Genomic DNA, 14,357 nt, shown 5'->3' with positions numbered 1-14,357 from the left:
GTGACCCAGCATCATGAAAAAAACGATAGCAGACGTTCTTGTTGAAGCCTTATTAAATGCGGGAATTCACCGGATATACGGCATTGTTGGAGACTCGTTGAATGCGGTCCTCGACTCCATCCGCAAGTCGGGCAAAATTGAATGGATTCATGTAAGACATGAAGAAGTAGCGGCTTTTGCAGCGGGTGCAGATGCCCAAGTAAGTGGTAGTATTGCCGTATGTGCAGGGAGTAGCGGGCCGGGGAATATGCATCTTATTAACGGACTCTATGATTGCCATCGAAATCGCGTACCGGTTCTGGCCATTGCTGCTCATATCCCAAGTGATGAGATTGGCAGTGAATATTTTCAGGCGACTCATCCGGAGTATTTGTTTCAAGAATGCAGTCATTATTGTGAAGTGATTACAACAGCCAAGCAGATGCCTCGTTCGCTCACAATGGCAATGCAGACAGCAGTTGCACGTTCCGGGGTGTCCGTCATTGTGCTTCCGGGCGATGTCGCCGGACTTGAAGCGGCTGATCTTCCTGTTCCCGAGCATGTATACCATGCACCACATCCGGTTGTACATCCTTCTGAACCCGAACTCGCCAAGCTGGCGGAGTACTTGAATCAGGACAAAAAAATCACACTTCTATGCGGGGCAGGATGTGCGGGGGCTCGTGAACCCCTGTTAGAGCTTTGTGATCGATTGAAATCCCCTATGGTTATTGCACTTCGCGGGAAAGAGTACTTGGAATACGACAATCCGTATTCAGTAGGCCTGACAGGGCTAATCGGATATTCTTCGGGATACCATGCCATGATGGACTGTGACGTGCTCCTTATGCTCGGAACGGATTTTCCGTACCGTCAGTTTTTCCCGGAAGATGCTACGGTGCTGCAAGTGGATATTCAAACCTCACATTTGGGACGGCGAACCAAGCTGGATTACGGGTTGTGCGGTGATATCAAGGTGACGATTGAAGCGTTGCTCCCTTACCTCACGGCTGAACATAGTGACAAACATCTGCGTAAAAGCGTGAAGCATTATACAAAAGTACGGGAGGATTTGGACGAGCTTGCAGTGGGCAAACCAGGCAAAAAGCCTATTCATCCGCAATATTTGACCAAAGTGATCAGTGATGCCGCTGCGGAAAATGCCATCTTCACTTGTGATGTGGGTACACCAACGGTATGGGCGGCACGTTATCTTGAGATGAGTCGTAACCGCAGATTACTTGGTTCATTCAATCACGGAACGATGGCTAATGCACTGCCTCAAGCCATTGGTGCTCAGGTCGCTGATCCTGGAAGGCAGGTCATCTCGTTGTCCGGAGATGGGGGATTAGCGATGCTTATGGGAGATCTGCTCACGCTGAAGCAGCATAACCTTCCAGTCAAAGTGGTTGTGTTTAACAATGGCGCACTCAGCTTTGTAGAGCTGGAGATGAAAGCTGCCGGTTTCCTTGAATCGGGAACAGAGCTTGTGAATCCAAACTTCGCGATGGTGGCACAGGCAATGGGCATTGAAGGCATACGCGTAGAAGATCCTGCGGAGCTTGAGGGAGCCATAGAACGCGCGTTGCAACACAATGGACCGGTATTGATCGATGCTGTTGTGAATCGCCAGGAGCTGTCCCTGCCACCGAAAATTAATATAAAACAAGCCGAAGGATTCACGTTATGGATGATGAAAGCCGTTCTGAATGGCCGTGGCGATGAATTAATTGAGCTTGCGAAAACGAACTTGCTTCGGTAAGCAACAGGTAGATTGCATGTGCAGGATTAAGTTAAACTCGAAGACTGTAGCGCAACTGAATTTACTTGAAATAAAATGGGTAGTTATGATTTGGTTTGTTTTTAAATCAATTGTTTATTAAAATAGGTAAAGTCAGGAAGGAGTCATGTCCTTGCTGACCTACATAGATCATCCATATAAGGCCGAGGAATGAATAGGTACGATCACAATTGACACATAATTGGAGGAGATCATCATGAGTCACGCAGGAAAAGTAGCCATCATTACGGGAGCAGGAAGTGGATTAGGTCAAGCCGCAGCATTGAAACTAGCGGAGCAGGGAGCTTCCATCGTTGTCGTAGATTTGGTGGAAAAGACAGGTCTTGAAACGGTGAAGCAGATTGAACAGCTGGGAAGCAAAGCAATTTTTGTTCAGGCCGATGTAAGTAAAGCTGCTGAGGTAGAGAATTACGTGAAAAAGACGATCGAAGAGTTCGGCCATATTGATATGTTTTTCAACAATGCGGGTATTGCTGGCCCAGGGATCAAATTAATCGAACATACCATTGAGCAGTTTGACCAGATTATCGATATTAATTTGAGAAGTGTATTTTACGGATTGAAATATGTTATTACCGAAATGCTCAAAACGGGTGGAGGTTCCATTGTGAATACAGCTTCTACGGCTGGAATTGTGGGTGTTCCGGCAGTTGCTCCGTATGCGGCGACCAAACATGGTGTTGTTGGTTTAACGCGCACAGCAGCGATTGAATATGGCAAGGAGAACATTCGCGTGAACGCGATTGCTCCAGGGACGATTGAGACACCGATGGTTGTTCAATTCGGTAAAGATAATCCGGAGGTTTTCCAAGCTACAGTAGATAGCATTCCATCGGGACGTCTCGGCAAGCCGGAAGAAATCGCTAATCTGGTTTCTTTCCTTCTCGGAAATGATGCACCGTACATCAACGGAGCTGTATATGCAATCGATGGGGCGGTAACTGCTCAGTAAGAACTCAGGCACTATGAAAAAGAGTACTCAAAAGAGGAACTGTATGCGTTAATCCGCTCAGTTCCTCTTTCATTTTGAGGGCGATACTATCGATCTAATGCTTCAACATAATCTTTCGCTTCTTTTAAAGAAAGGCTTCGGGCTTCCCGCAGTTTTTTTATAGCCTGAATTTTGTTTCCGCGACGTACCATTTCGAGCAATTCCCGATCCAACTCCGTATTCATATCGAATCCGCTCTGAGGAAAAGAGTTTGTGCCTGTAGTTGAAGAGAAGGAGGAAGCGTTTTGGACAGAAGAAGCGTTGATAGCAAAACGATTCGCATCGACAGACGAACTGTTTTGAAGTCGCTCTACCTCTGATTTCAGTTCATCTACCTGACGTTGCAGACTCCCCAGTTTGGACCACAAAATTGGAATAATCAACAGCATCACCACGAATAAGAAACTGCTCATTTTAGTAACACCGGAATTTCCTTGACACCGCGAACGACCATGCCCGGTCTCCATTCCAGTGTGTCGACATTGTTTTGCAACTTCATGTGAGGGAAACGATGAATCAGCGTACTCACGGCAATTTCGCCTTCAAGTCGGGCCAGCGGTGCACCGAGACAGAGATGAATACCTGTGCCAAAGGCGAGATGCGCACTTTTCTCACGTGTGATGTCGAACACATCCGGGTCTTTGAATTGCTCTTCATCTCGATTAGCTGAATCCAGCGCCACAACCACAAGTTCACCTTTGGCAATCTGCTGCCCACGGAATTCTATATCTTTTGAAGCCCAACGCGAGGTGCTGAACTCAACCGGCCCGTTATATCTGAGCATCTCTTCAATGGCTTGATGGATAAGTTCAGGCTCCCGAATTAACAAATCTTGTTGTTCCGGATGCTCAAGCAGAGCCAGAATACCGTTTCCGATAAGATTTACAGTAGTTTCATGTCCTGCAATGATAAGCAGTGAGACCACACCAAGCAATTCTTTTTCGGTCAACTGCTCTCCGTATTCTTCGGCAATGACAAGCTGGCTGATCAGATCCTGACCCGGATCTTGACGTACTTTGGCGAACCAATCGGTCAAATATTCGGTGAACTCCCGTTCATGTTGTTGGAATAGTTCTGCATTCTGGCCGGTGGAAGCCTCAATAACGGTGTTGGACCACATGCGGAATTTGTCCCGATCCTCCAGCGGCACACCAAGAATTTCACTGATGACAATAATAGGTAGCGGAAAAGCAAAGTCATCTATAAGATTCATTGTTTCTTGGGAAGGTAGCTCGTCGAGCAGATCCTCCGCAATGCTCTGAATATGGCTTTTCATATCTGCGACAAGTTTTGGCGTGAAAGCTTTCTGTACCAAACCTCGCAAACGACGATGATCAGGTGGATCGGAGAACAACATGTTACTAGAGAAAATACTCTGTCCATCCGCCCCGTAACGTTTAACGATATCTTTGCTGAAACGGGAATCTTTCAAAATCTGAACAGCGTCCTCATACCGCGTAATCATCCAGCCAAATTCACCACTGGGAAACATCACTTTGAAGACGGGGTCATCGTTTCTTAATTTTTCATATACCGGATAAGGATTCTGAGTAAATGATGTTGTGAAAAAATCAGGTCTAGAGGTCTCGTTGCTCTCATTCATCTCGTTAGATTCATTTAGATTCAAATGTGTAATCTCCTCTCCAAAGCAATAAGATATGTCACTTTGTAATTATTCCATACGCTAAGGTAGGAAACCTTGTTTTTCCATGATAAAAATGCGAGCGATGCAGGAATGTCGTGTTGGACTCAAGAAGACAAGAGAGTCAAGAATGCGTTTGCAAAAATAAAAAACGAGGGGAGTACGGAAATGTCATTTAGACAGTTGCCTTTACATGATCATCAGATTCCGGCGAGTCCTATTGTTCTGGGGTGTATGCGCTTTGGAGGAGATTGGGATGGTGCCCCCATTACTGAGGATTTGGTGGTTGAAGGCCGCCAAGCAGTCGAAGCAGCACTGGAGATTGGCATTAATCATTTTGACCTGGCGGACATCTATACACGTGGGAAAGCGGAGCATGTATTTGGGCGGATCTTATCCGAAAGGCACGGACTACGGGAGCAGATCATTATCCAATCCAAATGTGGAATTCGGCTGGTAGGGGATGATGAGGGGCCTCAACGTTATGATACATCAGGGGCACATATTATAAAGAGTGTTGATGGGATTTTATCCCGGCTCGACACGGAGTATCTGGATATTTTGCTGCTGCATCGTCCCGACCCGCTTGCCCACCCGCAGGAGATCGGAGAAGCGCTGGCTAAACTTCATCAGGCTGGAAAAGTAAGAAGCTTCGGCGTGTCTAATATGGGTTCTGAACAGATCCGTTTGCTTCAGATGCACAGTCGTATGCCATTCATCGTGAATCAACTGGAGATGAGCCTTGATAAAATCGGTTTTGTAGAAGCTGGCGTAACCGTGAACCGTGCGCAGGCGAAAGAAAATGTTTTCCCGTACGGTACGATGGAGTACTGCCAGGCAGAGCGTATTCAGCTGCAAGCTTGGGGTCCTCTCGCACAGGGAAGATTTACAGGCAGGGCAATTGAAGGACAACGGCCCGAGATTAAAGCAACGGCAGAACTGGTGGCTCGTATTGCTCAAGAGCGTGGTGTCACGAGTGAAGCCATTGTACTGGCTTGGTTAATGAAACATCCAGCCGGAATTCAGCCGGTGATCGGTTCGATTCGTCCGGAGCGGATTCTCGCTTGCCGTGATGCGGCTCAGGTTGAACTCACACGGTATGAATGGTACGAGCTGTACTCGTCTTCGTGCGGACGGAGAATGTAGTGTCTACAGAACAGGATATATGTTTTCCTTTAGTCGCTAATCTAGCGGCTTTTTGTTTATGGCTGTAGCCAGTTGAGTGCGTGAAATGAGCGACAATATGCCGCCAATTATGCGGGTGGATGAAGCATAGGACACGAAAAAGTCCTGTGTTTTGTATTCTTTTCTTTTCATGTAGTGATTAGAAGAGAGGGTGGATTGTTTATAAAATTGTAGTGCCCTATCTCTGAAGTCTGGCCGTTAGTGTTGATAGGTAGAACTATATGCCTAAGCGTATTCCGAAGGATAGAATGAGAAATTGCTCTATTCCACATGTAGACCGGGAGAGAGGATTCACATTTGTGCGGTAAAGTAAGTCCTTGGACTTAGTCAAAAGTGCAGGTAAGAAGGACGTTTCAACCATTTTTGCCTGTTTTCAGACTTAATAACTTACAGCTGTGATAAAATGATGAGAATAGGAACATACGATCTGTTTATATGAGAGGAGACATCTTGATGATAGAGATGCTTAAACCGCCTGCGGAGACATTATACGAGGCTGAGTTACGGGCGTTGCAACAGGAGGATCAGGGTCATCGTCCGCCCAACTGGTTATTATCTCCAGCTAATGTGCGGGATTTTATTATTGGGCGAGATAAGCCAGCGATGCTGGATGGAGAGAAGATCACCATTACACGTAAATTCTACGGGAATGATGTGTTAATTGAACGTGCGGTCGTAACACTTGCAGGGAATCGCGGGTTGATGCTTGTCGGTGAGCCCGGTACAGCCAAAACGATGCTAAGTGAGTTGCTTACGGCAGCGATCTCGGGGACCAGTCTGAATACGATTCAAGGTACGGCTGGAACAACGGAGGATATGATTAAATATTCCTGGAATTATGCGATGCTTTTGGACAAAGGGCCCTCTGAAGCAGCTCTTGTGCCTTCCCCGTTATACAATGGCATGAAAAAAGGTATTTTAACGCGCTTTGAGGAAATTACACGTTGTCCGGCCGAAGCACAGGACAGCTTGATCAGTATTTTGAGCGATAAAGTCATGAGCATTCCAGAACTTGACGGGGGTGTGCTCTTTGCCAAACCGGGATTCAACGTCATTGCTACGGCGAATATTCGGGATAAAGGTGTAAATGAGATGAGCGGCGCACTCAAGCGACGTTTTAATTTTGAAACGATCAAACCGATCCAGAATGTAAAGATGGAAGCCAAAATCATTGAATCTCAGGCGAGAAACCTGTTATTACATAGTGGAATTGATACCGAAATTCAAACCGATGTGGTGGAGTTGCTGGCAACTACTTTTATGGAGCTGCGAACAGGCATGTCTCGCGAAGGGTACAAGCTTGATACACCTCAAGCGTCCATGAGTACTGCAGAAGCCGTGTCGGTATATGTGCAGAGCGCAATGACATCTTACTATTATGAGGGGAAATCTATTGCGCTGGATCGGTTGGTGCAAAATATGCTGGGAACCGTTGCAAAGGAAAACGACAAGGATCTAAGCATTCTCAAAAACTATTTTTCCAAAATTGTCAAAGCTCGCTCTGCCGAAGAGGAAATTTGGAAGAATTATTATGAGGAAAGAAAATGGATCGGTTAGACCAAGTGGAGCCTGCTGACGCTGCTGGTTTATCGAATGTTACGGATTTGAATCAGCTTCAATCCTTATTCGATACAAGTGTATATAACTTAAACAATCGAACGGTTTATTTTCCAATACGGCATCATAGTCCAGCTTGTTCTCATCATCTGTTACATGTTATCGGAGAGTACAAACCGGATATCATTGTGATTGAAGGACCGGAAAGCGGCAATCCTCTGATACCTGTACTAACGGATGAAGCGACCATGCCTCCGGTCAGTCTCTATTATACCTATGAAGATGAATATGGAAGAGAAGCCTGTTATTATCCGATGCTCCGGTATTCACCCGAATATGTTGCGCTGAAGGAAGCACACCGGCTTGGCATTCCGGCACAATTTATAGATTTGGATTATCGGCATGTATCCAGAACCACGGAGAGCCCTTCGCAAACAGAGCAGAAAGAAATCTCCGTCCAGGACGAAACGCTGCTTGCCAGTTCAGATTTCATTAACCGTTTATGTGAGAAAACAAACTGCCGCAGTTTTGATGAACTTTGGGAAAAGGTGTTTGAGATCGGGGGGCTGCAGAAGCCTACATCTGTCTTTGTGCAGGATGTTTTCACGTATTGTACATTATCTCGAATGTGTTACACCCCGGAGCGCCTGATCGCAAGTGGTGACCTGGTTAGAGAAGCCCATATGGCGAAACGAATCAAGGAAGCTGAAGAGCGGTATCAGCGTGTGCTCGTAATTACGGGAGGTTTTCATACGTTTGGATTAGTGAGTCTGTCTGTTCAGAAAAAGGAACCCACGGCCAATTCGACGCAACACGGTACATCAGATTCAGGAAATGTTCAAGAACAGGTGTATCCGATGGTGTATACATTTGCCGAAGCGGATCGATTGAATGGTTATGCCAGTGGTATGCCTTATGTTTATTTTTACGATCAAATCTGGGATCATCTGCTTCGTTCTTCATATTCACCTTATCGTGTAACCACGTTGAATCTATTATCTAGACTGATGCGTAAGCTACGTGACAAGCAAGAACATGTATCCACAAGCGATGCGATCGAGGCTTATAGTATGATTCAAGGTCTGGCGGAGCTTCGAGGCAAGCAGGAAGGCGGAGTGTACGAGCTGATGGACGCGGCCCTCTCTTCATTTGTCAAAGGAGAGCTTACACTTGCCACCGACAAGCCGCTTCAGGAACTGCAACTTCTGTTGACCGGGGACGCCATCGGGAGCGTTGCACCTAATGCGTTTCATATTCCTATCGTTGAGGATTTTAAAGCGCGTTGCTCGGAATTCAAGCTTCAGATTCGAACGACGGGTCAGCATAAAAAGGTACTTGATCTGTATGCCAAGCCGGAACATCGTTTGATGAGCCAGTTGTTTCAATGCATCTCTTATCTTGTCCCCGACTTCGCAAAGCGACAGGCAGGACCGGATTGGATCGCGCAACGTGATATGAATCTGGTTCGTGAAACGTGGGAATACATGTATTCCTCACGAATTGAAGCGCGGCTTATTGAAAATTCTTTATATGGCGGAACGCTTGCCACAGCAGCTACCCGAAAGATGGAAGAGCAGATGCGAGATATTCCTGACCATCACAGCGGTGAACTTGCTCAAAAAATGCTCCAGGCACTATTAATGGGACTTCAGGAGACAGCGATGCAGTTGTATGCCCAGGTTCGAGCAGCTCTGCGGACAGATGGACATTTTCTGTCACTATGCAACAGCTTAACGATTCTGAATCGGATTCATCAGCATCGGCGGTTGCTAGGACTATCGGATGACCCTCATCTTCCCGAGTTAGTATCTGAAGCTTACCGTAACGCGGTTGACAAGCTGCAACAGCTTTCGCGAACGAATGCGGACGAGCATGAAGGTATTATTCAGGGAATAAAGCTACTTGCAATGCTGGCCGAGTCTGCCGAAGAACAATTCCAGGATACGGCTTTTCGAAACCATTTGCACGAGCTTTTGTCAGATTCGAAACTACCTGCTCAGCTTGAAGGAGTATGTATCGCTATTGCTTCGGGACTTGGCGATCGATCTAGAGAAGAGATCGTGGAGCGAGCCCGCGGGTATATCCGCGGAACGCCGGAACAGACGCGTCAAACGGCTTTATTTCTACAAGGTGTCTTTACCGTAGCGCGAGATGCATTCCTATATGAGGACCAACTGTTACATGAGCTAAATGGGTTAATTGAGCATTTATCCTATGATGATTTTATTGCTATGATTCCAGAACTACGTCTGGCGTTCACTTATTTTACGCCAATGGAAACGAATCTGATTGCCGAGCGTGTGGCTAATCTGCACCAAGTGAGGTCGGATGAAATGTTGATGCCTGCATTGGATGAGCAATTACTCATTCGGTACAGAACCCAGGATGAGGCGCTTCGAAAGGAGTTTGCTGCATGGAAGTTAATATGAATGATGGCCCTCGCGGCCAGAACGAAACGTTGCCAGAGTTGTCTTCCTCGGAAGAACGAAGTGCTGTTGAAACCTTGAACCGTTGGCGCCTGATTTTGGGGGAATCTGCAGAGGAAGGTCTTTGTGAATCGGATCAATATAGAACGGGTGAATTTCAGTATGTTGAATTGGACGAGATTCTAGGGTACCTCTATAACCGTGAATACGGTGAAGAACAAGGTTACCGAAAAGAGGGTGGACGTGGTTCATCCGAGCTTACCGTACCCAATTGGTTACACAAGGTCAGAGATCTTTTTCCCAAATCAACGGTTGAAATTCTGGAGAAGCAGGCGCTTGATCGTTATGGACTGACGGAGCTCTTAACCGATAAAAAACTGCTGGAGTCTCTTGAACCTAACATGAACTTGCTCAAAAACATCATGCAGTTCAAAGGGCGAATGAAAGGTGATGTACTGCGGAGTGCAAAAGATATTGTACGCACGGTGGTTGAAGATCTGCGCAGGAAGCTGGAGTCTCATACCCGGGCCAGTATTATGGGGAAACGCAGTCGGTACGCATCCAGTTCTGTGCGATCCCTGCGCAACCTGAACTTTAAACGGACCATTACTCGCAATCTTAAAAATTATGATAAACACAAACGAAGGTTTGTTATCGATCGTCTTTATTTTGACGGGAATATAGAGCAGCACAATAAGTGGAACATCATTATCGGTGTAGATGAAAGCGGTAGTATGATGGATTCGGTGATTTACAGTTCGGTCATGGCGAGTATTTTCTATCGATTGAATGCGCTACGCACAAAGCTGTTCATTTTTGATACCAAAGTTGTGGACCTGAGCGAGCGACTTGAGGACCCTGTAGATGTATTGATGAATGTGCAACTCGGTGGAGGAACACATATCGCCAAAGCGTTGCGTTATGGGGAGACGCTGATTGAGAATCCTGGAAAAACGATCTACATTCTGGTGAGTGATCTGGAGGAAGGTTACCCGATTAATCAGATGTATCAAGCTTGTAAGGATATTATTGATGCAGGATGCAAGTTGCTTGTGCTTACCGCTCTCGATTTCAACGGAGATTCGGTGTACAACAAACATGCTGCACAGACGCTAGCCAATATGGGGGCACATGTAGCAGCGATTACACCTAACGAACTTGCCGAATGGATTGGCGAAATGATCACTTAAACAAACTTTTAGGAGGAATAAATCATGCTTACCGTAGATCGTGCAGTAGAGAGTTTGGTAGAAAAGTTCGCTTCCATTTGTTCAGATGACTACTCGCTCAAAACGGATCGTAGCTCCGAAATTATCGATTACGTCATGGGTGCAACCGAAAAGTTCCCTGAGATGATGGGTAAAACGAGTCATTATGTCTATCGAACGGTAGAAGCACTGTCCAAGCTTGGCAAAAAAGATGATGGAGATATTTTTTTTCGTGCCGGAGCTGTCGCCATGCATTTGGAATCGAATTATTTCCGCAGAAGCCCTTGGGGGGTTAACGCATTCACAGCTTGCCTCGGTGATGATTCGGAGGCTTACGGATTAAATGGGAAAAGCAAGAGCTCGGATCGAATGGGAACCTTGTTATCTCGTTTGAATAAAATGAAGCAATATGCGGATGAGGAAGAAATTCTCTCAGAGCTTAAGCGTCGCGTGAAGCGGGCACAATGGCTATTCGATTCCAAAAAAGCAGATAGTCAGGGTAATTTCAGAGATGTGATTGACGCCATGATGCTTGTTCATTTGTGTGTGCAACCGGATGTGGAATTTGCGAATAAGCAAGAGATCGAGGATATGAGTTCCGTCCTGCCGGAGTTGTTCCAGCATGTTATGGCTAACGATGCGGCAAAGCTTCATCAAGAGCTGTACCGTTTGATTGAACCTTTGGTTGCAGGTAACGTTCAAGGCAAACAAAACGGTTCGTCACAGGTACTGGAAGAGGAATTCCTGAAACAGAAACGCAGCGAATTGATTGCCAAGCATTATCCAGAAATCAATTACTCTGCGAAAAATCATGTTTCCCATGCCGAATTCCATCAGACGTTGGTTTTATTGAGCAGTGCAGTCTTGTATCTGACGAATATCAATGGAGGAAAGCAACGCTTTCTGGATAACGTTAATGACGTTGGCAAGGTGCTACTCGAAGTTATTCATCACCTCCATGAGCTCTATCCGATGGAGGTTCGTAAGTATTTACTTAGTATGAACCCTCGTTCAAGAAGCGAAGATGATCTGCTGTCCGGGCTGATTCCTCTGAACGAGCCCTATCAATTGATTGAAATGATGCAACTCGAATTGAATTCGTACCGCGTGTCCTGGATTATAATCAAGGCGGCAATTGCCAACCAACCCGAGCAAGCCAAACGGGCATATGAGATTGTCAGAGCACCATTCCTGAAGTTGTGTCTTCATAAAATGATGTTGGATCAAGGCATCCATGGAATCCAACCAGAAAATACAATTGAAGAGGCTGTATTCCGTGTGTTGCGTCAACCGCTCGAAGGCGGGAGACAAGGTCTTGCCATTGCGAGATATTTAAGTGGTGAGTACACGCTTGAAGAGTATTGGGAAGACAAGGACAGCCGTGGATTGTTTAATCATGTCAACCGGGATCGGAAGCGGATTAACAATCTCATTAGCATCAGCTTCCTGCCCATTGATTCGGAGCCAATGCACCGCTTTGCGATTTTGCTAACTCATCCGGAATGGACGCTGGACATTGTCTCGGACATGTATCATTCTTATGCATTTAGTGGTGAGCAGATTTTGAAAACGTATGGTGACGACCCTCAGGTGAAACGAGAACAACTGCTGACTAGTCTGATTTCGCTGAATGGGATGACAGATTATACGTATCAATCGATGCCGCAGGATGAGTATCGCCGTATTTTACAGCAAAACCTGGAGTACGCATTAAAGCAGTATAAAAAACTGCCAACGGATACACGTCTTTTAACGCTTGAAGTTGCATTTGAGCAGCGAGATGCCCTGCCTAAGCAACAATTGGCAGCAGCTATTCAGGCAGGTTTACAGGATGCTTCTAAACGGGCGAGCAGTATTGCTTTGGCCGAGTTCAACCGGGTTCCGGATCAAGAACTGTATATGATGATCTACCGTGCGGAGAAAAAGGCTTCGATTAAAGAAATGGCGCTAACGGCGATCCGCAGTCTGGATAACAGTAAGGAATTATATACAGAGCTTTTGCAGAACGAGAAGGCAGCGGATTGGAAAAATCTGATTCAGATTCTGCTTGATACAGCTGAGTTAAGTCCTGAATATGCACACGCAGCACTTGCTGACTTGGCCGATGCCAAGAAGATGTCACGCATCAGCTGGTTACCTCTAAAGGAACTGCCTGCTCTGATTCGATCCACAGATGGTGTGCCTTTAGATGACCGGATCAAAAAATATGTATTGCTGCAATCGATTGATCATGGGTCTGGCCCGAATGAGCGGTTAAATGAACTACGAGAATATGTGAGCGAAGCTTCGCTTATCAGGTTTTCAAAGGAACTGTTGCAGCTATGGATTCAGGATGGTGCGCCTGCGAAGGAAAAGTGGGTTATGTATGTTTCCGCACTGTTCGGTGATCTTCAGATAGTTCATATATTGACCCCGCAGATTAAGGAATGGACAGAGAATAGCCGTGGAGCTATAGCAGCCGAGGCAGTTAAAGTACTCGCATTTCTAAAAGAACCTGCTGCACTTATGGCGATTGACAAGGTTAAACGCAGCGTTAAGAACCGTCAAGTGAAAGGCGCAGCTGAAGAAGCATTGCAGCTTGCAGCAGAGAATATGGGATTGACTTCAGAGCAGCTTGAAGATCGTTTAGTCACTTCCCTCGGTTTTGATGCTAAAGGCACGTTACAGCTTTGTTACGGTGAACGGTCCTTCCAGGTCAAAGTTAACGCCGATCTACAGGTTGTGGTCGTAAACGAAGAAACAGGTAAAGCGGTCAAAAGTTTGCCTGCTCCGGCACAAAAGGATGATCCTGAGCTCGCAGCAGAATCCAAGGCACGTTTTACCCAGTTGAAGAAAGATCTGAAAACGATGGTTACGATCCAGACTGCACGCTTGGAAGAGTCTTTATCCAAACAGCGTTTATGGACCGCTGAGGAATGGACTTCCCTATTTGTAGACAATGTCATCATGCAGAAATTTGCCGTTGGATTAATCTGGGGCATTTATGAGCAGGGTGAGTTAATCCGTACATTCCGTTATATGGAGGACGGTACATTTAATACAGTGGACGAGGATGAAACGGATCTGCCATCAGGAGCTCAGGTGGGTCTTATACATCCGCTTGAACTCGACCAGGACACGCTTGAGGGTTGGGCTACTCAGCTTGAGGATTATGAGGTCAAGCAACCGTTTGAGCAATTGAAACGTCAAATCCATTTGATTGAGGATGAAGATCGGGTCAAGACAGAATATGATCATCTTCCGGAAGAGGAATTTTCACCAACAGCTCTCCCGAAAGCATTGGAGAAATACGGATGGGTTAAAGGTCCTGCACAAGATGGTGGTTGGTTCAATGAGTTTTACAAAGAGTACGGAGAGATTGTTGCCGAACTTCGGTTCAGCGGTACAAGTATTACGTATTATGAAGGAATGGACGACGTGACGCTGGAATCGTTACATTTTTTCAAACCAAATGGCAAGAGACAGCACTATTATTATGCAGATAACAAATCCATTCCTTTGGGTCAAATTTCAGGCCGAGTATTCAGTGAGACTCTCTATGATATTTTGAGAGCAACGGGGCGTTGAT

The 14,357-nt window shown here is 46.0% G+C and carries 9 protein-coding genes; 7 read left to right on the top strand and 2 right to left on the bottom strand.

The genetic code is table 11. From position 1 onward, the window contains the following. Positions 1–13 precede the first annotated feature (13 nt). Entirely contained in the window at positions 14–1,741 is a 1,728-nt protein-coding gene (poxB, locus tag Q9R46_RS10885; RefSeq protein WP_311280051.1) for a ubiquinone-dependent pyruvate dehydrogenase, read from the top strand. Positions 1,742–1,976: 235 nt separating this feature from the next. Continuing rightward, positions 1,977–2,732, top strand: a complete 756-nt coding sequence (locus Q9R46_RS10880; protein ID WP_311280050.1) for an SDR family NAD(P)-dependent oxidoreductase — start codon at positions 1,977–1,979, stop codon at positions 2,730–2,732. An 86-nt stretch (positions 2,733–2,818) separates the two neighbouring features. On the opposite strand, the gene Q9R46_RS10875 is transcribed toward Q9R46_RS10880, so the two are convergent. Both Q9R46_RS10875 and Q9R46_RS10870 read right to left on the bottom strand, forming a co-directional pair. Next, on the bottom strand, positions 2,819–3,184 hold the full coding sequence (locus tag Q9R46_RS10875) for a ribosomal protein L7/L12 (protein ID WP_311280049.1): 366 nt from the start codon (positions 3,182–3,184) through the stop codon (positions 2,819–2,821). Then, on the bottom strand, positions 3,181–4,374 hold the full coding sequence (locus Q9R46_RS10870) for a cytochrome P450 family protein (protein ID WP_311281005.1): 1,194 nt from the start codon (positions 4,372–4,374) through the stop codon (positions 3,181–3,183). Before Q9R46_RS10870 ends, Q9R46_RS10875 begins: the two co-directional genes overlap by 4 nt. 207 nt (positions 4,375–4,581) lie before the next feature. Between Q9R46_RS10870 and Q9R46_RS10865 the strand changes: the two genes are divergently transcribed. From Q9R46_RS10865 to Q9R46_RS10845, 5 genes are all read left to right on the top strand, one after another. Then, on the top strand, positions 4,582–5,559 hold the full coding sequence (locus tag Q9R46_RS10865) for an aldo/keto reductase (RefSeq protein ID WP_311280048.1): 978 nt from the start codon (positions 4,582–4,584) through the stop codon (positions 5,557–5,559). Between the two features lie 495 nt (positions 5,560–6,054). Then, the gene (locus Q9R46_RS10860) at positions 6,055–7,155 is read left to right on the top strand and encodes an ATP-binding protein (protein WP_311281004.1); all 1,101 of its coding nucleotides are present in this window, start codon (positions 6,055–6,057) and stop codon (positions 7,153–7,155) included. Then, complete coding sequence (locus Q9R46_RS10855) at positions 7,143–9,584, top strand: DUF5682 family protein (RefSeq protein WP_311280047.1); 2,442 nt, start codon at positions 7,143–7,145, stop codon at positions 9,582–9,584. The genes Q9R46_RS10860 and Q9R46_RS10855 overlap by 13 nt, the downstream gene beginning before the upstream one ends. Continuing rightward, positions 9,569–10,771 (top strand): VWA domain-containing protein, encoded by a 1,203-nt coding sequence (locus Q9R46_RS10850; RefSeq protein WP_311280046.1) that lies wholly within the window; start codon positions 9,569–9,571, stop codon positions 10,769–10,771. Before Q9R46_RS10855 ends, Q9R46_RS10850 begins: the two co-directional genes overlap by 16 nt. Before the next feature lie 24 nt (positions 10,772–10,795). Continuing rightward, positions 10,796–14,356 (top strand): DUF4132 domain-containing protein, encoded by a 3,561-nt coding sequence (locus tag Q9R46_RS10845; protein WP_311280045.1) that lies wholly within the window; start codon positions 10,796–10,798, stop codon positions 14,354–14,356. Position 14,357 lies beyond the last annotated feature (1 nt).

Source organism: Paenibacillus sp. RRE4 (genome assembly GCF_031844205.1).
Classification (GTDB): Bacteria; Bacillota; Bacilli; order Paenibacillales; family Paenibacillaceae; genus Paenibacillus; species Paenibacillus xylanexedens_B.
This window is presented reverse-complemented; position numbering and strand designations above follow the sequence as displayed.